Raw genomic sequence first — 20,018 nt, 5'->3', positions numbered from 1 at the left:
TGGGCCGTCGGCGTTGGCGTCGCAGGAGCTGGTGCACGGGCTGGGGCTGGCGACGGTGGGGCTGGACCGGGCCGGGGTGGGGTCCGACGGGGTGGTGGGGGTGTTCGACCCGGCGCTGGTGGAGGGCCTGGAGGCGGCCGGCCGGGTCCGTGCCCGGGTCGACGCGCTCGTGGTGACGCTGGCGCTGGAGGCGGACCGGCGAGGACTGCCGGAGGCGGTGGGGATGGGCCTGGTGGACTGGGTGCGGGTGCGCTGCCCGTGGCTGTCGACCGGCGAGGCGGCCCAGCTGCGGGCGGTCGTGGCCGCGGCCGGGCAGCACTGGGGAGCCCCGGTCGTGGCGGCCGTGGTGGACGGACGCACGGGCCTGGCCCGGGCGGGCCGGGTGGCGGGCACGTTGTCGCGGGTGACCCCGGGGCTGGACCCGGACCAGGCGGAGGCCTACGCCGGGATCGCGGTCGAGGCGGCGTGCGACCCCGGGATCGGGGACCGGGACCTGGGGCGGGTGTGCCAGAAGCTGCTGGTGGACCTGCTGGAGGAGGCTCCCCGGGAGGCCGAGCAGGCGACCGCGGAGGGGTTGCGCTGCGTGTCCCGGCGGCGGGTGGGCCCGGGCCTGGTGCGCTACACCCTGGACGCCCCGGACTCCGACGCCGCCCTGATCGACGGGGTGCTGGACGGTCCGCTGGCCGCGCCCGACCCCGCCCGTGACGACGGTGCCGGCGACCACGGTGCCGGGCACGAGGGCCAGGATGACCGGGACGGCCGGTCGGTGGGCCAGCGTCGCTACGACGCGGTGCTGACGGTGATCTCGCGGGGGCTGGCCCATCCGGGGGCGCCGCCCTCGTCGGCCCGGGCCTCGGTGATTCTGACGGTGGCCGCGGACCCGGACACCGGTCGGCCGCGCGGTGCGGCGTTTCCGCAGGTCGGGGATGCCGCGTTGGACGCGGGCCAGGCGGGCCGGTTCGCCTGCCTGGGCGACGTCACCCCGCTGGTGCTGGGTGAGGCGGGGGAGCCGTTGCGGCTGGGCCGGACGGTGCGGCTGGCCACGCCGGGGCAGTTCAAGGCGCTGCTCGTGCGGGACCGCACGTGCACCTTCCCGGGGTGCTCGGTGCCGGGGTCCTGGTGCGAGGCGCACCACGTGGTCTGGTGGTGCCGTGGCGGGGGCACCGACATCGAGCTGCTGGTCCTGCTCTGCGGGCGGCACCACAAGAAGGTGCACGACAAGGACCTCATGGCCACCGTCACCGGTGGCACCACGATCTGGCACGTCTGACGACCCCGCCCCGCACCCGGCCAGCACCGGCCGGGCCACCAGCATGCGCCCGGCCGCTGCTAGTCGGCCGGTCCGCCCTGCTGGTCCTCGGCGTCGACGTCGGAGCCCTCCGTGACGGTGGCGTCCTCGCCCGCGGAGTCCCCTCGTGCGGTCGCCCGGTCCAGCGTCTCCTGGGCGGAGTCCAGCTTGGCCTGGCAGTGGGCGGCCAGCTCCTCGCCCCGCTCCCACAGGAGCATCGACTCCTCCAGCGGCACCTGGCCGGACTCGATCCGGGAGACGAGCGCGACCAGCTCGTCCCGGGCCTGCTCGTAGGTCAGCTGGTCCACGGGGGTGGGCTCGGGCGCGGGGGTGTCGGTCGAAGTCACCGCTCCACCCTACGACCGCCGCGCTGCCGCACCCCTGCGACCGCCTCGCTGCGGCTTGGATCGTCTCCGACCGGTCGGCGTGGGCCGACGGGGACGGTCAGCCCGCGACCGGTCGCACGGCGAAGTCACCCCGGGCCACGGTGACGCGAAGCAGCTCGTCGGCCTCCACCTCCGCCCGGTCGCGCACGATGCCGCCGTCCGCGTGCCGGACCACGGCGTACCCCCGTTCCAGGGTGTGCTGGGGGGAGACGGCGCGCAGGTGCCGCAGCAGCTGGCCCGCGCGGTCGTGCTCGCGGGCGAGCCGGTCGGCCAGCCGTCCCCGCCCCCGGGCGCGCAGGTCCTCCACCTCGGCGCGGTGGCGGGCGACGATCGCGGCCCGGTCGGCCATGACCGGCCGGCTCATGACGGAGGTGATCCGTTCGCGCTCGCGGGTGATGCGGGTGGTCAGCGCCCGCCGGGACCGGGCGCGCACGGTGGTCAGGCCCCGCAGCTCGTCGGCCACGTCGGGCACCACGGCCGCCGCGGCGTGCGTGGGGGTCGAGGCGCGCAGGTCCGCGACGAAGTCCACGATCGGGGTGTCGCTCTCGTGGCCGATGGCGGAGACGACCGGGGTGCGGGCGGCCGCGACCGCACGCACGAGGGTCTCATTGCTGAACGGCAGCAGGTCCTCGAACGACCCTCCGCCCCGGGCCACCACGATGACGTCGACCTGCGCCAGCTCGTCCAGCTCGCGCACGGCGGCACACACCTCGGTGACCGTCGTGGCTCCCTGCACGGCGACCTGGCGGATCTCGAACCGGGCGGCCGGCCACCGCCGCCGCACCCCGGCCAGCACGTCGCGCTCCGCGGCCGTGTTGCGGCCGACGACCAGCCCGATCGTGCGGGGCAGGAAAGGGAGGGGGCGCTTGCGACCCGGCTCGAACAGGCCCTCGCTGCGCAGCAGCTGCTTGAGGTGCTCCAGCCGGGCCAGCAGCTCACCGACCCCGACGTGCCGCATCTGCCGGGCGTCCATGGTCAGCGTGCCCCGCTTGGTCCAGAACGAGGGCTTGAGGTGCACCACGACCCGGGCGCCCTCCTGCGGAGGCGCGGGCATGGCCGCGAGCGCACCCACCGAGATCGACACCGACAACGACATGTCCACATCCGTGTCCCGGAGCGTGAAGTAGGCCCGCGACATCCCCGGCCGGTGGTTCAGCTGGACGATCTGCCCCTCGACCCACAACGGCGACATCCGGTCCACGTAGTCGCTGATCTTCATCGACAGCGTGCGCACCGGCCAGGGCTGCTCGGCGGTGGTGTCCCTGGCGGTGGGGGGCAGCGACGTCGGTGGGGTCACGCCCATAGCCTAGGTCGGTGCACCCACGCCCCCTGCTCGTCCTCGTCCACGGGTCCCGGTTCTCCCGGCACCAGTGGGACGGGTATGCCGCGCAGCTCCCCTCCGCGGACGTGGTCGCCGTCGACCTCCCCGGGCACGGGCAGCGGGCGGGTGCGCCGTTCACGGTCGAGGCCGCCCTCGACGTCGTCGACGCGGCCGTCCGCGCGGCGGCCGACGGTCGCCCGGTGGTGCTGGCGGGGCACAGCCTGGGCGGCTATCTCGCCTCCCTGTACGCGGCCGAGCACCCCGGCACCTGTCGGGCCTGGTGCTCCTGGGCGCCACCGGCGACCCCGCCGGCCGGCTGACCGGGGTGTACACGGCTTCGCCAAGCTGCTGCCGCGGGTCGGGTACGACCGGATGGCCCGGCTCGCGAACGCGGTGATCCGCGCACTGGGGGCGCGACCGGAGGACCTGCCCGACGCCGCGGCATACCCCGTGCTCGCCGACGCCTGGGACGCGGTCGTGCGACGGTGCGGACCGCACCTGCTGACCAGGGTGGACTGCCCGGTGACGATCGCCAACGGGCGGTGGGACCAGATGCGGATCCACGCCGGGCGGTTCGCCCGCGCGGCGCCGCGCGCCCGGGTCGTGGTGGTCGAGGGCGCCAGCCACCTCTTCCCCCTGACCCACCGGGCGGCGACGGTGGAGGTGCTGCGCGAGGCCCTCCGCGAGGCCGCTCCCAGGTCGTGACCAGAGCGCGCACGTAGGATGGTCCGGTGACTGCCACACCTTCGACCCGCCCGACCGACGTGACCGTCCCCGAGTCCGCCGGAGAGCAGCGACGCGTCCTGCTGGCCGCTCCGCGCGGCTACTGCGCCGGCGTGGACCGGGCCGTGGTCACGGTGGAGAAGGCCCTCGAGCTCTACGGCCCGCCCGTGTACGTGCGCAAGGAGATCGTGCACAACAAGCACGTCGTGCGCACCCTGGAGAAGCGGGGCGCGATCTTCGTCGAGGAGACCGACGAGGTGCCCGAGGGTGCCCGGGTGATCTTCTCCGCCCACGGAGTCAGCCCGGCCGTGCACGCCGAGGCGCGTGCGCTGTCGCTGCGGACCATCGACGCCACCTGCCCCCTGGTCACCAAGGTGCACCGCGAGGCCATCCGGTTCGCCGGCGAGGACTACACGATCCTCCTCGTCGGGCACACCGGCCACGAGGAGGTGGAGGGCACCGCGGGGGAGGCCCCGGAGAACACCATCGTCGTGGAGAACCCCGAGCACGCCGCCGTGGTGGAGGTGCCGAACCCGGAGAAGCTCGCCTGGCTCTCGCAGACCACCCTGTCGGTCGACGAGACCATGCAGACCGTGGCCATCCTGCGGGAGCGCTTCCCGCACCTGCAGGACCCCCCGAGCGACGACATCTGCTACGCCACGCAGAACCGCCAGGTCGCGGTGAAGCAGATGGCCGCCGAGTGCGACCTCATGATCGTCGTCGGCTCGCAGAACAGCTCCAACTCCAAGCGGCTCGTCGAGGTGGCCCTGGAGCACGGGTCGCGCGACGGCCACCTGGTCGACTACGCCGACGAGATCGACGAGGCCTGGCTCGACGGCGTCTCGACCGTGGGGGTCACCAGCGGCGCGAGCGTCCCGGAGGTGCTCGTGCGCGACGTGCTCGACTGGCTCGCCGAACGCGGGTACGCCGACGTCAGCGCGGTCACCGCCGCCGAGGAGTCGCTGCTGTTCGCCCTGCCGACCGAGCTGCGCCGCGACCTCAAGGCGGCCGGCCAGGAGGCGGCCAAGGTCAAGCACGACCCGAGCAGCATCCCCAGCGGCCGGGGGACCGAGCTGCGCTGAGGGGGCCGAGGCCCTGCGGTCAGGCGCTGCGGGCGCGAATGCCCTCGGGTCAGGCGCTGCGGCCGGTCGAGCTGGTGCCGCCGGGGCTGTGCTCCTCCTCGTCGAGGACATCCCGCGAGGGCGTGAGCTCGTCCAGCTCGGCGGCCAGCAGCTCGGGGCTGGTCAGCGGCCGCGGTGCCGTCGTCACCGGCTGAAGGACGGGCGGCGCCCCCTCGGCGAGATCGAGCTCGTGCATGCGGCGGGCCGTGACCATGACCCGCGTCTCCAGGGTGCCGACCAGCTGGTTGTAGGTCTCCACGGACCGACGCAGGGCCGCGCCCATCGCGGCCGCGTGCCGGCCCAGCGTCGAGAGCCGACGGTGCAGGTCGGCGCCCAGCTGCAGCAGCTCACGGGCATGGGTGGTCAGCGCGTCCTGCTGCCAGGCCAGGGCGGTGGCCCGCAGCATGGCGAGCAGGGTGCCCGGTGAGGCGAGCACGACGCGCTGGCCCTGGGCGTGGTCGTAGAGGTCCGGCGCGGCGCGCAGGGCGGCGGCCAGCACCGCGTCGCTGGGGACGAAGCAGATGACGAGCTCGGGAGAGTGGTCGAACGCGCTCCAGTAGTCCTTGCCCGCCAGCTGGTCGACGTGGCGGCGCAGGGCACGGGCGTGCTCCGCCAGCTGCCGGTCCGCCTCGTCGGGTCGACCCCGTCCCCCTGGGCCCGGAGAAAGGCGCCCAGCGGAGCCTTGCTGTCGATGACGAGGTTCTTGCCGCCCGGAAGGTGGACCACGACGTCCGGGCGGACTCGGACGTCGTGGCGGGTCGTGGCCGAGACCTGCTCGTCGAAGTCGCACCGGGCCAGCATCCCGGCGTGCTCCAGCACGCGCCGCAGCTGGACCTCGCCCCACGTGCCCCTGACGGCGGAGGACGACAGCGCCCCGGAGAGCGCGCTGGTCTGCTCGTGCAGGGCACGGGTCTGGTGGGCCACCTGCGCCAGGTGCTCCCCGACCTGCCCGTAGTGCTCGACCCGGTCGCGCTCCAGCGTGCGCACCTGCGCCTCGACCCGGTCCAGCGACGCGCGCAGCGGGCCCAGCTCGGCCGCCGCCTCGCGGTCTTCCTCGACCGCCCTGGTCAGGATGCCGACCCGGTCGCGCAGCCCGTCCCGCTCGGCCTCGAGGCGGGCACGGTCCGGAGCCCCGGCCGCGAGCCCCAGGGTGCGCCCCAGGGCCAGTCCCAGGCCCAGAGCACCCAGGGCGAGGAGGAGCATGTGCCACCACTGCGGTTCCATGACGTGCACTGTGCCAGCAGGGTCGGACAGACCCGCCCGTGGCTCCTGTCCGCTCCGCGTCCCTCGTCGCGGACATCCGCAAGCTGGTCGATGACGACGACGTGCTGTCGCAGGCCGGGGGCCCACCTTGCCCGCCGGGTCGAGGAGGCGGTGGCCGGGACGCGTGGTGACGGGAGCCGCTCCGTCGGCGGCTAGACTGCTGACCCCGTGGCACTCACCATCGGAATCGTCGGCCTGCCCAACGTCGGCAAGTCGACCCTCTTCAACGCGCTGACCAAGAACTCCGTGCTCGCGGCGAACTACCCGTTCGCCACCATCGAGCCCAACGTGGGGGTGGTGCCGCTCAAGGACGACCGGCTGGCGCGGCTCGCGCAGATCCACGGCAGCGCCCGGATCCTGCCGGCCACGGTCAGCTTCGTGGACATCGCCGGGATCGTCCGCGGGGCCAGCGAGGGGGAGGGGCTGGGCAACAAGTTCCTGGCCAACATCCGCGAGGCGGACGCGATCTGCCAGGTGGTGCGGGCCTTCCGCGACGACGACGTCGTGCACGTCGACGGCAGGATCTCCCCGCGCGACGACATCGAGACCATCAACACCGAGCTGGTCCTGGCCGACCTGCAGACCCTGGAGAACGCGGTCCCGCGGCTTGAGAAGGAGGTCAAGGGCAAGCGCACGGACAAGGAGGTCCTCGACACCGCGCTGGCGGCCCGCACGGTGCTGGAGCGGGGGGACACCCTCTTCGCCGCCGGCCCGTCGGCCGGGGTCGACATGGAGCTGGCCCGCCAGCTGGGGCTGCTGACGACCAAGCCGTTCCTCTACGTCTTCAACCTCGACGAGGACGGCCTCACCGACGAGGCGCTGCACGAGGAGCTGGCCGCCCTCGTCGCCCCGGCCGAGGCGATCTACCTCAACGCCAAGCTCGAGGCCGACCTGGCCGAGCTCGACGACGAGGAGGCGCGCGAGCTGCTGGAGTCCGTCGGCGTGGACGAGCCCGGCCTCGACCAGCTCGCCCGGGTGGGCTTCGCCAACCTGGGCCTGCAGACCTACCTGACCGCCGGACCCAAGGAGACGCGGGCCTGGACGATCCGCAAGGGCTGGACCGCGCCCCAGGCCGCCGGCGTCATCCACACCGACTTCGAGCGCGGCTTCATCAAGGCCGAGGTCGTCTCCTTCGACGACCTCGACGCGGCCGGCTCGATGGCCAGGGCCAAGGAGGCCGGCCGGGTGCGGATCGAGGGCAAGGACTACGTCATGGCCGACGGCGACGTCGTGGAGTTCCGCTTCAACGTGTAGGCGGCAGCTCCTCGTCCAGGCCCGGGTCGTCCCACGCCCAGGGCGGGTCGGAGGGTCCGTGGTCCACCCAGGGGGGCCAGGGGTCGTCGTAGGGCTCCGGGCCCTGCGCGTCCCGGACGAGCAGGTCTCCCACCCGTCGGGCCAGGGCCGTGGTGAGACCCTCCGCGCGGACCGCGTCCAGCACCTTCCTGCGCACGTCCGCACCTCCCCTCGGTTCGAGCACGAGCACCTCGCGATCGCCAGCAGCTCCTCGGGCTGCAGGCCGGCCAGGCCCCGCCGCACGTAGACCGGGTGCTCCACGGGTCGCGGGGGCCGGGACGCCCGCATCGCTGCGTCCCAGTCGTAGTCGGGGTCCTGCTGGAGCAGCTCACGGAGCCGGGGGAGCGCGCGGTCCCGGGGCAGCCCCCGTTCCTCCACCGGGAGCATCCTGCGCGCCCGGTCCAGGACGGCGACGACCGAGCGTCCCAGCTCATCCGACAGGCTCGTCAGGTCCGTCCCGCGGCGGCACCCGTCCAGCAGCGCCTCGTAGTCGGCGTCGGTCCACGGCTGCCCGGTCCGGGCGCGCCCCGGGGAGGCGGTGCCCTCCGAGGACGGGACGAGGCGCAGGCTCATGACATCCTCCGGTCCGGGCGTGCCGCCCGGCGTCCCGGCAGCCGCCCCACCACCCGCGGGCCTGCTGGTGCGGTCTTCCCCTCCATCGACAGCGTCCTCCCTCGTCGCGTGCGCAGGCACCCACCGTGGCACGTCGGCGCCCGGCGGACGGTCCGTCGTCCACAGGCAGGACGGTCGACCCCCAGATCCGCGCGCGTCCCGGGGCGGCTGCTCAAGGATGCGCGAGCTCGTCGTCGACGTGGACCGGGAGCGAGACCCGCAGCCCGGCCAGGGTCATCAGCACGCCCGACCCCATGAGCAGGACGAGCACGAGGGTCCAGCCTCCGGTGGCCTCGTGGATCAGGCCCACGGCCAGCGGTCCGGTCGCCGCGAGGGCGTAGCCCACCGGCTGCACGAAGCCGGACAGTCGGGCGGTCACCTGGGGGCTGCGGGAGCGCGCGGTCAGCAGGGCGATCGCCGTCGGGAAGGCGAAGCCGGACAGCCCCAGGGAGACGGCCCAGAGCCAGGGCACGGTGCCCGGGGCCAGGAGCATCCCGGCCCAGCCGGAGATCTGCAGGACGCCGAAGGCCACCATCCACGGGGCCAGGGTGGCCGAACGCGCGATCACCGTGGGCATCGTCAGGCCTCCGACGATGCCGAGGGCGGTCAGCAGCGACATCAGCAGCCCGGCGCTGGTGGCGCTCAGCCCCGCGTCGCGGTACATCTGCGGGAGCCAGCCGAACTGGACGTAGGCGTTCATCGACTGGATGCCGAAGAGCGCCGTCAGGGCGACGGCGGTGGGGGAGGAGGAGATCCGTCCCACCGAGGGACGGGGCGGGACCCGGCCCAGGCGGAGGGTATGCCGTTCCCCCGCCGCGAGCAGCGCCCAGGGCACGAGGGCGGCGACGGCGAGCACGCCCCATACCCCCAGCCCGGCCCGCCACCCGGCGCCGGTGGTCCCGCCCACCGGGGCGGCCAGGGCCGCCCCCAGGGCCCCGCCGAGCGTGAGCCCGGTGCTGTAGAAGGTCATCAGCCGGACGCCGCCGTCGCCGGAGTGGCGCTTGATCCACGCGGGGACGAGGACGTTGCCGACCGCCATCCCGCCGAGGGCGACCGTCGAGGCGAGCAGGAACACCCAGGCCGAGCCGGTGAACGCCCGGGCGCCGAGGCCGAACGCCACCGGGGCGACGCCTCCGGCCACGACCGCGCTCAGTCCGAACCGGCGGGCGAGGGTGACCGCGAGGGCCCCGACGGCGCCGAAGCACAGGCCCGGCAGCGCGGTGAGCACGCCGGCCGCGGCCTGGCTCATGCCCAGGTCGTCGGTGAGCTCGGCCAGGACGGGCCCGACCGAGGAGGCCCCGGGCCGCAGGTTGACCGAGACGAGCACGACCGCGGCGAGGATCAGCCCGGCGCCGACGTGGCTCCTGGCGGGCCGGGGGCGGCCGCCCGGCAGCTGCGCGGTCACGGGGGACCGCCGGGCGAGATTGCTAGCCTGGGGGTCGAGCCCGACCGGCTCCCGGACGAGGGTGGTCGTACCCGGAGTGCGACAAGACGACCACGTGGAGGGTTCATGTCCTGGTTCGTCCTTGTCGTCTCCGGCCTGTTCGAGGCGGTGTGGGCCACGGCCCTGGGCCGCATGGACGGCCTGCGGCCCGGGCCGATCGTCGTGTTCGTCGTGGCCCTGGTCGTCTCGATGGGTGGTCTGGGCTGGGCCATGCGTGACCTGCCCACCGGCACGGCCTACGCCGTCTGGGTCGCGGTGGGCGCCAGCGCCACGGTGGCCTGGGCGATGGTCACCGGGGCCGAGCCGTTCACGCTCGCCCGGGTCCTGCTCATCGCCGGGATCATCGGGTGCGTGATCGGGCTGAAGCTGCTGCCGCAGGAGTAGCGGCCGCGGGGCCCGGGCCAGGGCCCGGGCCCTTCGACCTCAGCCGCGCAGCCCGTCGATGACGGCGTTGAGGGTGGCCGACGGGCGCATCGCCGCGAAGGCCTTGTCCTCGTCGGGGTGGTAGTAGCCGCCCAGGTCGACGGGGGAGCCCTGCACGTCGAGCAGCTCGGCGGCGATCTCCTGCTCCTTGGCGGACAGCTCCTCGGCCACCGGCACGAACCGCTGGGCGAGCTCGGCGTCCTCGTCCTGGGCCGCCAACGCCTGCGCCCAGTAGAGGGCGAGGTAGAAGTGGCTGCCGCGGTTGTCGATCTGCCCCAGCCGGCGGGCGGGCGAGCGGTCCTCGGTCAGCACCTTCTCGGTGGCCGCGTCGAGGGCGTTCCCCAGCACGCGTGCCCGGGGGTTGTCGTCCCGGTCGGCCAGGTGCCGCAGCGACTCCGCGATCGCGAGGAACTCGCCCAGGCTGTCCCACCGCAGGTAGTTCTCGCTCTGCAGCTGCTGGACGTGCTTGGGGGCCGAGCCCCCGGCGCCGGTCTCGAACAGGCCGCCGCCGTTCATGAGCGGGACGACCGAGAGCATCTTGGCGCTCGTGCCCACCTCGAGGATCGGGAACAGGTCGGTGTTGTAGTCGCGCAGCACGTTGCCGGTGACCGAGATGGTGTTCTGGCCGGCGCGCAGCCGCTCGACGGACAGCTTGGTGGCCTCCACGGGGGACAGGATGCGGATGTCCAGCCCGTCGGTGTCGTGCTCCTGCAGGTACTCGGTGACCTTGGCGATGAGGTTGGCGTCGTGGGCGCGTGCCTCGTCCAGCCAGAAGACGGCCGGGTCGCCCGTGGCCCGCGCGCGGGAGACGGCGAGCTTGACCCAGTCGCGGATCGGCTCGTCCTGGGTCTGGCAGGCGCGCCAGATGTCGCCGGCGGCCACGGCGTGCTCCATCAGCACGGTGCCCGAGCCGTCCACGACCCGGACGGTGCCGGGGGCGGCGATCTCGAAGGTCTTGTCGTGCGAGCCGTACTCCTCGGCCTTCTTGGCCATCAGCCCGACGTTGGGGACCGACCCCATCGTCGTCGGGTCGAACGCGCCGTTGGCCTGGCAGTCCTCGATGACGGCCTGGTAGACGCCGGCGTAGGAGGAGTCGGGGATGACCGCGAGCGTGTCGTCCTCCTCGCCCTGCGGGCCCCAGAGCTTGCCGCCGTTGCGGATCATGGCGGGCATGGAGGCGTCGATGATGACGTCGCTGGGCACGTGCAGGTTGGTGATGCCCTTGTCGCTGTTGACCATCGACAGGCGCGGGAGCCGGTCCAGCCGCTCCTGCACCGCGGCCCGCACCTCGGGGGCCTGCTCGCCCAGGGCGTCCAGCCCGGCCAGGATGCCGCCGAGCCCGTCCTTGGCGGCCAGCCCGGCCGCGGCCAGCGCCTCCCCGTAGCGCTCGAAGACGTCGGTGAAGAAGGTCTCGACGGCGTGCCCGAAGATGATCGGGTCGGACACCTTCATCATGGTGGCCTTCAGGTGCAGCGAGAACAGGACGTCCTCGTCCGCCGCCGTGCGCACCTGCTCGGCCAGGAAGGTCCGCAGGGCCTGGACGTCCATGAACGTGGCGTCCACCACCTCCCCGGCGGTCACCGGCAGGGACTCCTTGAGGACCGTCTCGGTGCCGTCCTCGCCGACGTGCACGATCCGCAGCGTGTCCTCGGACTCCACCACGACCGACTTCTCGTTGGTGGCGAAGTCGTCCCCGCCCATGGTGGCCACCCGGGTCCGGGAGTCGCCACTCCACTCACCCATCGAGTGCGGGCGGGAGCGGGCGTAGTTCTTGACGGCGTCGGGCGCCCGGCGGTCCGAGTTGCCCTCGCGCAGGACCGGGTTGACGGCCGACCCCATGACCTTGGCGTAGCGGGCGCGCACCTCGCGCTCCTCGTCGGTCCGCGGCGACTCGGGGTAGTCGGGCAGGTCGTAGCCCTGGTCCTGGAGCTCGGCCACGGCGGCCTTGAGCTGGGGCACGGAGGCCGAGATGTTGGGCAGCTTGATGATGTTGGCCTCCGGCGTGGTCGCCAGGCGGCCCAGCTCGGCGAGGGCGTCGGGCTGGCGCTGCTCCTCGGTGAGCCGGTCCGGGAACTGGGCCAGGATGCGGCCGGCGAGGGAGATGTCGCGCGTCTCGACCTCGATGCCCGCGGCGCCCGCGAAGGCCTCGAGGATCGGCTTGAGCGAGTAGGTCGCCAGCAGGGGGGCCTCGTCGGTGCGCGTGTAGATGATCGTGGACATCGGCTGAGGGCCTCCTACGGGCGGGAACACGGGTGCTGTCGTCGGTACGAGGCTACTCGACGCGCGAGGGCCGGCACGCTGCCGGCCGGGAGGTGCCCTCCTGGGGACGGGAGGTGCTCGGTAGGGTGGAGGTGGTCGGCCCCGTCGTGGCGGTCGGCTCGACCGGGACCCGACGTCAGGGGACCCGGGTCCACGCACATGGAGGTGGTGGCGGTGTCGGAGCGAGGACGTCCGGTCGTGGTGGGTGCCGACGGGGGCGGCACGGACTCCGCGGCCGTGCGGTGGGCGGCCGGCCTGGCCCAGCGCCTGGGGCGTGAGCTCGTCGTCGTGCACGCCAGCGAGCCGGAGGCCCTGGCCGCGCGTGCGGCCGGGGCGGGGGCCCCGGACGTGACCGCCCTGCTCGAGGCGGAGGAGGAGCGGGCCGACCAGGTCCGTGAGGAAGCCGCCCGGCTGGGCGAGAGCGTGGGCGTCCCGGTCCGGCTCGACGTGCAGCGGGCCTCCCCCCTCCGGGCGTTGCTGGAGCACGAGGACGAGGCGTGCGCCATCGTCGTCGGCACCGGCCGCAAGGGGGTGCTGGAGGAGTTCGTCCTCGGCACCACCTCGATCGGGGTCGCGGCGCACGCCACCTGCCCCGTCGTCGTGATCAACCCCGAGGTCGACGTGGACGGCCTGGACCACGGGGTGATCGGGGTGGCCGTCGACGGCAGCGGCGACAGCCGTGCGGCGGCCCGGGTGGCGATGGACTACGCGGGCGGCACGGGGTCCAGGGTCGTGGCCATCACGACCTGGTACCTCGAGGTCGTCGACGGCTACGTCGTCACCGAGCCGGACAGTCCGGAGTGGCGCCAGGTCGAGGAGGAGCGGATGGCGATGCTGGAGGACACCTTCGCCGGGCTGCGCCGTTCCCACGCGCACGTGCCGCTCGAGCTGTCCGTCCGCCGGGGCCCGGTCCTCAGCACGCTCCTGGAGGCCAGCGAGGGGCTGGACCTCATGGTGATGGGAAGCAGGGGCATGGGCAGCGTCCGCGGTCGGCTCCTCGGCTCGGTCAGCCAGCGGCTCATGCGGACCGCGCAGGTGCCGGTCATGGTCGTCACCCGGCCGCAGGACCGCCGCCAGGGCTGAGATCGCCACGGCTGAGGCGGGACCTCCCGGTCAGCCCCGTTCGGCCAGGGCGTCGGCGGCCCGCTCGGCCAGCGTCGTCCCCGCACCCTCGTACAGCTGGACCACCACGTCCGCGCCCAGCTCCTCGTACTCGGCCACCTCGGTGTCGTACTGCGCCACGACCGCGACGATGCCGGTGTAGTCGCTCGCGGTCAGCTCCCGCAGGGCGAGCTTGCCGGCCCCGTGGAAGGGCATCGCCAGCACGACGATGTCCACCTGGCCGGTGGACTCCAGCCGGGCCCAGAAGTCGCCGTCGGCGGCGTCGGCCTCCACGATGGTGAACCCGTCGGCCCGCAGGTCCGCCACCCGGGTGGGCAGGTTCTCCACCCCCAGCACCTCCAGGCCGTAGTGGCGGGTCAGTTCGGCGTAGGCGGCCCGACCGACCCGGCCCATCCCCATGACCACGGCCCGGGCGGACCCGAAGGAGATGGGACGCTCGTGCGGATGGACCTCGTGCGGCGGGTGCATCGGCATGAGGCGGCGGGCCAGCCGCAGCCAGCCGTCGGACCGCGCGTTGAGGACCGTGGCCACGACGAAGCTGGCGGCCACGGCGATCGACATGACGACGAGCCAGTCCTCCTCGAGCATCCCGGAGGAGACCGCCACCGCCGTGACGATGAGGCCGAACTCGGAGAAGTTGCCGAGGAGCAGCCCGGCCTTGACCGAGGTGCGTCGTCGCAGCCGGTGCCGGTCCAGCAGCCACACGTAGAGCAGCACCTGCGCGGGAAGCAGGAGCAGGAGCGTCAGACCGAGCAGCACGGTGTGGCCGCTCGCGGTCCCGCCGAACCCGATGGAGATGAAGAAGCCGACGAGCAGCAGGTCCTTGAGTCCGAACAGGCGGTGCGACAGCTCGCTGGCCGCGGCGTCCCCGGCCAGCAGCATGCCCACCACCAGCGCCCCCAGGTCGCCCTTGAGGCCGACGGCGTCGAAGGCGGCGTACCCCGGACCCAGCGCCATCGCGAGGCCGAAGAGCGCCTGCATCTCGCCGGGCGGGACCAGCCGCCAGACCCGCCGCGCGACCCAGCCCAGGGGCCAGAGGCCCAGCAGGAGTGGCACGGCCCAGAGGCTGGGCAGGTCGCCCTCGGAGGCGGTCATGAAGATGACCGCGGCCAGGTCCTGCATGACGAGGATGCCGATGGCCACCCGCCCGTAGAAGGACTGCAGCTCGGCCTTGTCCTCGAGCACCTTGACGACGAAGACGGTCGAGGAGAAGGACAGCGCGAACGCGATGAGCGCCATCGTCCCGACGTCGGCGTCCCCGAGGAGGGGGAAGCCGAGCAGCGCGAGCAGCCAGAGGAACCCGGTGCCGACGGCCACGGACAGGGCCATGTGGCCGCCAGTGGTCACCCAGACCTCACGGCCCAGCAGGCTGCGCACGTCGAGCTTGAGACCGATGCCGAACAGCAGCAGGGTCACCCCGAGCTCGGCGATGAAGTCCAGGTAGGGCAGCTCGCGCACGCCGGCGCCCTCCAGCAGGAAGCCGGCCAGCAGGAAGCCGAGCAGGGCCGGGAGCTTGACCAGCGACATGACCAGGCCGGCGCCGAAGGTGGCGGCCAGGAAGAAGGCGATGTCGGTCACGGGCACCCCTTCCGGTCACGGCGCTGGCCGGGTCAGGACGATTCTCGCATCCCGCCCTCGTGCGGTTCCTGCCGGACGAGGCGGCCGAAGGCGTGGACCAGCCGGGCCCAGCTGCGGTGCAGCTCCGGGGTGCGCCGGGCGAGCTCGTCGAGGACCTGCTCCTCCTGCGGGGTCGTGCTCCGGCCGGAGGTCCAGCCGCGGACGGTCCCGGCCGTGACCTCGGGGTGGAACTGCACGCCCCAGGCGCGGGGGCCCAGCCGCAGGGCCTGGACAGCCCCGTCCGGGGACCGGGCCAGGACCGTCGAGGCGGTCGGGGTCCGGGTGACCACGTCGTCGTTCCAGTGCAGCACGGCCGGCACCGGGCCGAGGCCGCCCAGCAGCTCGTCGGCACGGCCCCCCGCGGTGAGCCCGAGCGGGTGCAGGGCGCGGGTCGGGCGCACGTGCCGGTGGACCTGTCCGCCGAGGGCGACCGCGCCCAGCTGGTGGCCCAGGCACACCCCGAGGAACGGCATACCCGCGGACACGGTCGTGGCGATCAACGCCCTGGTCGGGGTCAGCCACCGGTGCTCCGCGTCGTCCTGGGCCCCCATCCGGCCGCCGAGGACGACCAGGGCCACGTGGTCGACGAGGTGGGCGGGCACGGCGCGGCCCTCGTGGGCGGGGAGCACGTCGCACCGCAGCCCCACCTCGGCGAGCCAGGGCTCGATCATGGCGACCGGGCAGTCGTCCTCGTGCTGGACGACGAGAACCCTGGGACCTGGGGTCATGGGACTACTGCTGGACCTGCTCGGTCAGCTCCATCGGATCCACCCTGTCCTCCGGGTCGTGGGGGGCGGACCCCTCCCGGCCGGTCGCGGCCGGGTCCACGGTGTGCGGCTGCAGCTCGCCGGTGGCGATCTGCTCTGCCCAGTGGCAGGCGACCCGGTGCCCGGCGGGGGTGCCGGGAAGGTCGGGCACGCGCAGCACGGGGCGTTCGTCGTGGCAGCGGGTCTGCTGGCGCCACGGGCAACGGGTGTGGAAGCGGCAGCCGGAGGGCGGGTTGGCGGGGGAGGGCAGGTCCCCCACGAGCAGGATCTGCTCCCGGTCGTCCTCGACGGTCGGGTCCGGCACCGGCACGGCCGACAGCAGCGCCCGGGTGTAGGGGTGCAGGGGCTGGCCGTAGAGGTCGTCGGCGTCGGCCTCCTCGACGAGGGCACCGAGGTACATCACCCCGACCCGGTCGCTGATGTGGCGCACCACGGCCAGGTCGTGCGCGATGACCAGGTAGGTGAGGTTGAACTCCTCCTGCAGGTCGGCCAGCAGGTTGATGACCTGGGCCTGGACGGAGACGTCGAGCGCACTGACCGGTTCGTCGGCCACGATGAGCTGCGGGTCGACGGACAGGGCCCGGGCGATGCCCACGCGCTGGCGCTGGCCGCCGGAGAACTCGTGGGGGTACTTGCTCAGGGCGGTGCGCGGCAGACCGACCGCGGTGAGCAGGTCCTTGAGGCGTTGCCGGGCGTCCACGTCCTTGGTGAGGCCGTGCGCGCGCATGCCCTCCAGGAGCAGCTGCTCCACGGTCTGGCGGGGGTCGAGGCTGCCCAGCGGGTCCTGGAAGACCATCTGCATGTGCCGTCGCTGCCGGCGCAGCTCCTCGCCCTTGAGCGAGGCCAGGTCGGTCCCCTCGAACAGGACGTTGCCGGCGGTGAGGTCCTCCAGCCGGAGGATCGCCCGGCCCAGGGTCGACTTCCCGCAGCCCGACTCGCCGACCAGCCCGTAGGTCTCGCCCCGGCGGATCTGCAGGTCGACCCCGTCGACGGCGTAGACGTGGCCGACGGTTCGGTCGAAGATCACCCCGCTCTTGATGGGGAAGTGGACCTTGAGGTCGCGGACGTCGAGCAGGACGTCGGCGTCCGGGTCGGGGGTGCGACGGCCGGCCCCGGAGGGCGCCTCCTGGCGGCGGCCGGGCTCGGACGGCTGGGCGGCGGTGCTCATCGGTTGGTCTCCTCACCCCGAGGGGCGTCGCGGTCCTCGTCCATCGGGTTGGACTCCAGCGGGTTGTGGCAGCGCAGCAGACGGTCCGGCCCCAGCTCGGGCCGGTCCTGCACGAGCTCGGGCGTCCGTTCCCGGCAGACCTCGATAGCCGAGGCGCACCGGGGTGCGAAGGCGCAGCCCGAGGACCAGGGGATGTTGTCGGCGACGGACCCGGGCACCGGCGTGAGCCGTCGGCCCCGCTCCTCGTGGAGCCGGGGGATGGAGGCCAGCAGCCCGCCCGTGTAGGGGTGGCGGGGCTTGGCGAACAGGTCGTGCCGCTGCGCCCGTTCGACGATGCGGCCGCCGTAGAGCACGTTGACCTCGTCGCACAGGCCCGCCACGACGCCCAGGTCGTGGGTGATCATGATCAGGGCGGTCCCGGAGTCCTGCACGAGCTCCTTGAGCAGCGCCAGGATCTGGGCCTGGATCGTCACGTCGAGCGCGGTGGTGGGCTCGTCGGCGATGAGCAGCCGCGGCTCGCACGCCAGGGCCATGGCGATGAGTGCCCGCTGCCGCATCCCGCCGGAGAGCTGGTGGGGATACTCCTTGAGCCTGCGCGTCGGGTCGGGGATGCCGACCTTGTCGAGCAGCTCGGTGGCCCGCCGCATGGCGGCGTCCTTGTTCATCCCCCGGTGGCGCTGGAGCACCTCGCGACCTGCACGCCCAACGAGACGACGGGGTTCAGCGAGGACAGGGGGTCCTGGAAGATCATGGCCACGTCCCGGCCCCGCCGGTCGCGCAGCTGGTCGCCGGGCAGGTCGAGCAGCTCGTCGCCGTCGAAGCGCACGCTGCCCGTCACCGTGTTGCCCCGGGCCGGCAGCAGCCCCATGATGGCCAGCGAGGTGACGGACTTCCCGCAGCCGGACTCTCCGACGAGCCCCACGGTCTGACCCGGGGCGACGTCGAAGCTGACCCCGTCGACGGCGGTGAAGGCCTTGCGGCCCCGGCCGAAGGTCACGGACAGGTCCCGGACCGACAGCAGCGGCTCGGCCGCGCGGCGGCCCGAGGGGCGGCCGGCGGACGACGTCGTGGCGGGAACGCTCATTGCGGGCTCCTCATCGGCGGGACTTGGGGTCGAGGGCCTCGCGCAGCGACTCGCCCATGAGGGTGAAGCCCAGGGCGACGACGATGATGCACAGCGCCGGGTAGACCGCGACCTCGGGGTGGGTGTTGAAGTACTGCTGGGCCTTGCCCAGCATCTGGCCCCACTCGGGGACGGTGTCGTCGGGGCTGCCCAGGCCGAGGAAGGACAGGGCGGCCGCGTCGATGATGGCCACGGCCAGCACGAGGGTGCCCTGGACGATGACCGGTCCGACCGAGTTGGGCAGCATGTGGCGGAAGACGATCGCGGTCGGGCGCACGCCCAGGGCACGGGCGGCCAGCACGTGGTCGCTGTGCCGCTGGGCCATCATCGAGCCGCGCAGGAGGCGGGCGAAGATGGGGATCTGGATGATCGCGATGGCCAGGATCACCGTCCACTGGCTGGGCCGGGCGAACATGGCCGCGATGGAGAAGGCCATGAGCAGCGAGGGGATGGACAGCATGACGTCGACGACGCGCATCACGGCGCCGTCGACCCAGCCGCCCAGGCCGCCGGCCAGGGTGCCGAGCGTCAGCCCGCCGACCAGGCCGCCCAGCGTGGCCATGACCCCCACCACGAGGGTCTGCCGGGACCCGACGATGAGCCGGGACAGCATGTCCCGGCCGGCGTCGTCGGCCCCCAGCGGGTGGCCCGGCTGCGGCTCGGGGATGGGGTTGTTCGGGGTGCGCTGCTCGATGAGCAGGCGCGCCGCCGGGTCGTGCGGGGCGATCCAGGGGGCGATGAGCGCCAGCACGAGGAAGAGGGCGATGATGACCGCCCCGACGAGGAAGACCGGGTCGCGCCGCAGCCGGCGCCACGCGCTGCGCCACAGGCTCACGCCCTCCTCGTCGGAGAGGGTGCCGGCCTCGGCCAGGGCGTCGATCCGGTCCTTCTTGCGCTGACCGGGTGAGGTCATGGAGGTCACGGTGTACTCCTCACTTGGTCCGCACGCGCGGGTCGATCACGGCGTAGAGGATGTCGACGACGAGGTTGACGACGATGTAGATGAGGGCCGCCATCATGATGAGCACCTGCAGCACGGGGTAGTCGCGCCGCTCGAAGCCGATGGCCAGCGCCTGGCCGATCCCCTGGAAGGCGAACACCTTCTCGGTGAGCACCGCGCCGGCCAGCAGCGCACCGATCTGCAGGCCGACGATGGTCACCACGGGGATCAGCGCGTTGCGCATGATGTGCCGCACGCGGACCACCCCGGGGGTCAGGCCCTTGGCCCGGGCGGTGCGCACGTAGTCCTCGTCCATGACGTCGATGACCGCGGCCCGGGTGATCCGGAAGATGATCGCGAACGGGATCGAGGCCAGCGCGAACGCCGGCAGGACGAGGTGCTTGAGCGCGTCCCAGGCGGCGTCCCACTCCCGGGTGAGGATCCCGTCGAGGACGTACATGTTGGTGATGTGGGTGGCGTTGATCCCCACGCTCTGGCGTCCGGAGGGAGGCAGCCAGCCGAGCTGCACGGCGAAGATGTACTTGAGCACGTAGGCCAGGAAGAAGACGGGGACGGCCACGCCGACGAGGGAGAACATGATCGAACCGGTGTCCAGCGGTCCGCCGCGGCGGCGGGCGGCGACGTAGCCCAGCGGGATGGCCAGGGTGAGGGCGATGAGCATGGCGAAGATGCTCAGCTCGACCGTGGCGGGCAGCCGCTGCAGGAAGACGTCGAGGGCGGGCTCGCCGCGGTAGACCCCGTTGGAGGTGCCGAAGTCGCCCTGCAGCGCGCGCTGGAGGAACTTCCAGTACTGCACCGGCAACGGCTGGTCCAGGCCCAGCTGGGCCCGCAGGGCGGCCGTGGACTCCGGCGTCCCCCGCTCGCCGAGCAGGGCGCTGACCACGCCGCCGGGCAGCGACCGCAACCAGGCGAACAGCAGGATGCTCAGCACGAAGAGGGCCAGGACGGCCTGCAGCATCCGTCGGACGATGAACCTCAGCACGGGGGTCCTCCGGAGGGGGAGAGCGCGTCGGCCGCCGCGTGGGAGGGGTGGGGTCGGTCAGGGCGGCGGGACCGCGTGCGGCGGACCGGGCACGGGGCCCGGTCCGCCGCTGCGTCCGTCGGTGAGGACGGTCACCCCGGAGGGT

18 protein-coding genes, 2 pseudogenes and 1 riboswitch are annotated in these 20,018 nt (G+C 73.6%); of the genes and pseudogenes, 7 read left to right on the top strand and 13 right to left on the bottom strand.

The features are described from left to right. Positions 1-1,270, top strand: a 1,270-nt coding sequence (locus BJF81_RS16020) for an HNH endonuclease signature motif containing protein (RefSeq protein ID WP_143780913.1), incomplete at its 5' end; no start/stop codon positions are given. Positions 1,271-1,329: 59 nt separating this feature from the next. Here BJF81_RS16020 and BJF81_RS16015 read toward each other — a convergent pair. Further along, positions 1,330-1,635, bottom strand: coding sequence for an exodeoxyribonuclease VII small subunit (locus BJF81_RS16015; RefSeq protein ID WP_075959158.1), 306 nt, complete (start codon positions 1,633-1,635; stop codon positions 1,330-1,332). A gap of 97 nt (positions 1,636-1,732) precedes the next feature. Then, positions 1,733-2,977 carry an exodeoxyribonuclease VII large subunit gene (gene xseA / locus BJF81_RS16010; RefSeq protein ID WP_075959157.1) on the bottom strand — a complete coding sequence of 415 codons (1,245 nt, stop codon included), beginning with the start codon at positions 2,975-2,977 and terminating at the stop codon, positions 1,733-1,735. Positions 2,978-2,988: 11 nt separating this feature from the next. Between xseA and BJF81_RS16005 the strand changes: the two genes are divergently transcribed. The 3 genes from BJF81_RS16005 to BJF81_RS15995 are packed head-to-tail and all read left to right on the top strand — an operon-like array spanning position 2,989 to position 4,800. Further along, positions 2,989-3,315 (top strand): alpha/beta hydrolase, encoded by a 327-nt coding sequence (locus BJF81_RS16005; RefSeq protein ID WP_075959156.1) that lies wholly within the window; start codon positions 2,989-2,991, stop codon positions 3,313-3,315. 52 nt (positions 3,316-3,367) lie between these two features. After that, positions 3,368-3,700 (top strand): alpha/beta fold hydrolase, encoded by a 333-nt coding sequence (locus tag BJF81_RS16000; RefSeq protein ID WP_075959155.1) that lies wholly within the window; start codon positions 3,368-3,370, stop codon positions 3,698-3,700. Between the two features lie 59 nt (positions 3,701-3,759). Continuing rightward, positions 3,760-4,800 (top strand): 4-hydroxy-3-methylbut-2-enyl diphosphate reductase, encoded by a 1,041-nt coding sequence (locus tag BJF81_RS15995; protein WP_075959177.1) that lies wholly within the window; start codon positions 3,760-3,762, stop codon positions 4,798-4,800. 49 nt (positions 4,801-4,849) lie between these two features. Here BJF81_RS15995 and BJF81_RS15990 read toward each other — a convergent pair whose 3' ends face one another. Both BJF81_RS15990 and rmuC read right to left on the bottom strand, forming a co-directional pair. After that, positions 4,850-5,629 carry a DNA recombination protein RmuC gene (locus BJF81_RS15990; protein WP_075959154.1) on the bottom strand — a complete coding sequence of 260 codons (780 nt, stop codon included), beginning with the start codon at positions 5,627-5,629 and terminating at the stop codon, positions 4,850-4,852. Next, positions 5,542-6,042, bottom strand: a pseudogene (gene rmuC, locus BJF81_RS20505) (DNA recombination protein RmuC); the annotation flags it as partial. The gene BJF81_RS15990 and the pseudogene rmuC, both read right to left, overlap by 88 nt. Positions 6,043-6,270: 228 nt before the next feature. Here rmuC and ychF point away from each other — a divergent pair. Continuing rightward, positions 6,271-7,356, top strand: a complete 1,086-nt coding sequence (gene ychF / locus BJF81_RS15980) for a redox-regulated ATPase YchF (protein WP_075959153.1) — start codon at positions 6,271-6,273, stop codon at positions 7,354-7,356. Here ychF and BJF81_RS15975 read toward each other — a convergent pair. Both BJF81_RS15975 and BJF81_RS15970 read right to left on the bottom strand, forming a co-directional pair. After that, a complete protein-coding gene (locus BJF81_RS15975; RefSeq protein WP_143780912.1) occupies positions 7,346-7,552 on the bottom strand; it encodes a hypothetical protein in 207 nt (68 codons plus the stop codon). The genes ychF and BJF81_RS15975 overlap by 11 nt on opposite strands. A gap of 627 nt (positions 7,553-8,179) precedes the next feature. Beyond that, positions 8,180-9,412 carry an MFS transporter gene (locus BJF81_RS15970; RefSeq protein ID WP_237770301.1) on the bottom strand — a complete coding sequence of 411 codons (1,233 nt, stop codon included), beginning with the start codon at positions 9,410-9,412 and terminating at the stop codon, positions 8,180-8,182. Positions 9,413-9,443: 31 nt separating this feature from the next. Further along, a riboswitch (guanidine-III (ykkC-III) riboswitch) is annotated at positions 9,444-9,508 on the top strand. 9 nt (positions 9,509-9,517) lie between these two features. Between BJF81_RS15970 and BJF81_RS15965 the strand changes: the two genes are divergently transcribed. Continuing rightward, positions 9,518-9,835: a DMT family transporter gene (locus BJF81_RS15965; RefSeq protein ID WP_075959151.1), complete on the top strand. Its 318-nt coding sequence runs from the start codon at positions 9,518-9,520 to the stop codon at positions 9,833-9,835. A 39-nt stretch (positions 9,836-9,874) separates the two neighbouring features. On the opposite strand, the gene BJF81_RS15960 is transcribed toward BJF81_RS15965, so the two are convergent. After that, positions 9,875-12,094, bottom strand: coding sequence for an NADP-dependent isocitrate dehydrogenase (locus BJF81_RS15960; protein ID WP_075959150.1), 2,220 nt, complete (start codon positions 12,092-12,094; stop codon positions 9,875-9,877). Positions 12,095-12,307: 213 nt separating this feature from the next. Between BJF81_RS15960 and BJF81_RS15955 the strand changes: the two genes are divergently transcribed. Further along, a complete protein-coding gene (locus BJF81_RS15955) occupies positions 12,308-13,216 on the top strand; it encodes a universal stress protein (RefSeq protein ID WP_158068711.1) in 909 nt (302 codons plus the stop codon). 30 nt (positions 13,217-13,246) lie between these two features. On the opposite strand, the gene BJF81_RS15950 is transcribed toward BJF81_RS15955, so the two are convergent. The 6 genes and pseudogenes from BJF81_RS15950 to BJF81_RS15925 all read right to left on the bottom strand — a co-directional run bounded on the left by BJF81_RS15950 (position 13,247) and on the right by BJF81_RS15925 (position 19,873). Continuing rightward, complete coding sequence (locus BJF81_RS15950) at positions 13,247-14,833, bottom strand: cation:proton antiporter domain-containing protein (protein ID WP_075959148.1); 1,587 nt, start codon at positions 14,831-14,833, stop codon at positions 13,247-13,249. Between the two features lie 32 nt (positions 14,834-14,865). Continuing rightward, a complete protein-coding gene (locus tag BJF81_RS15945) occupies positions 14,866-15,600 on the bottom strand; it encodes a type 1 glutamine amidotransferase (RefSeq protein ID WP_075959147.1) in 735 nt (244 codons plus the stop codon). Between the two features lie 4 nt (positions 15,601-15,604). Then, positions 15,605-16,807, bottom strand: coding sequence for an ABC transporter ATP-binding protein (locus BJF81_RS15940; protein ID WP_083664315.1), 1,203 nt, complete (start codon positions 16,805-16,807; stop codon positions 15,605-15,607). Then, a pseudogene (locus tag BJF81_RS15935) lies at positions 16,804-17,891 on the bottom strand (ABC transporter ATP-binding protein). Before BJF81_RS15935 ends, BJF81_RS15940 begins: the two are co-directional and overlap by 4 nt. Before the next feature lie 10 nt (positions 17,892-17,901). Beyond that, a complete protein-coding gene (locus tag BJF81_RS15930; protein ID WP_075959175.1) occupies positions 17,902-18,843 on the bottom strand; it encodes an ABC transporter permease in 942 nt (313 codons plus the stop codon). A 19-nt stretch (positions 18,844-18,862) separates the two neighbouring features. Beyond that, complete coding sequence (locus BJF81_RS15925) at positions 18,863-19,873, bottom strand: ABC transporter permease (protein WP_075959146.1); 1,011 nt, start codon at positions 19,871-19,873, stop codon at positions 18,863-18,865. Positions 19,874-20,018: the final 145 nt, after the last annotated feature.

This window comes from Ornithinimicrobium sp. CNJ-824, from assembly GCF_001942405.1.
GTDB classification, from domain to species: Bacteria; Actinomycetota; Actinomycetes; order Actinomycetales; family Dermatophilaceae; genus Ornithinicoccus; species Ornithinicoccus kibberensis.
The sequence above is the reverse complement of the archived record's forward strand: the minus strand, read 5'-3'. Positions and strand labels throughout refer to the sequence as shown.

Excerpts from the sequence above, each read along its gene's own strand:
- xseA (WP_075959157.1), bottom strand. The coding sequence starts at position 2,977 with ATGGGCGTGACCCCACCGACGTCGCTGCCCCCCACCGCCAGGGACACC.
- BJF81_RS16000 (WP_075959155.1), top strand. The coding sequence starts at position 3,368 with ATGGCCCGGCTCGCGAACGCGGTGATCCGCGCACTGGGGGCGCGACCG.
- BJF81_RS15965 (WP_075959151.1), top strand. The coding sequence starts at position 9,518 with ATGTCCTGGTTCGTCCTTGTCGTCTCCGGCCTGTTCGAGGCGGTGTGG.
- BJF81_RS15960 (WP_075959150.1), bottom strand. The coding sequence starts at position 12,094 with ATGTCCACGATCATCTACACGCGCACCGACGAGGCCCCCCTGCTGGCG.
- BJF81_RS15945 (WP_075959147.1), bottom strand. The coding sequence starts at position 15,600 with ATGACCCCAGGTCCCAGGGTTCTCGTCGTCCAGCACGAGGACGACTGC.
- BJF81_RS15940 (WP_083664315.1), bottom strand. The coding sequence starts at position 16,807 with ATGAGCACCGCCGCCCAGCCGTCCGAGCCCGGCCGCCGCCAGGAGGCG.
- BJF81_RS15930 (WP_075959175.1), bottom strand. The coding sequence starts at position 18,843 with ATGACCTCACCCGGTCAGCGCAAGAAGGACCGGATCGACGCCCTGGCC.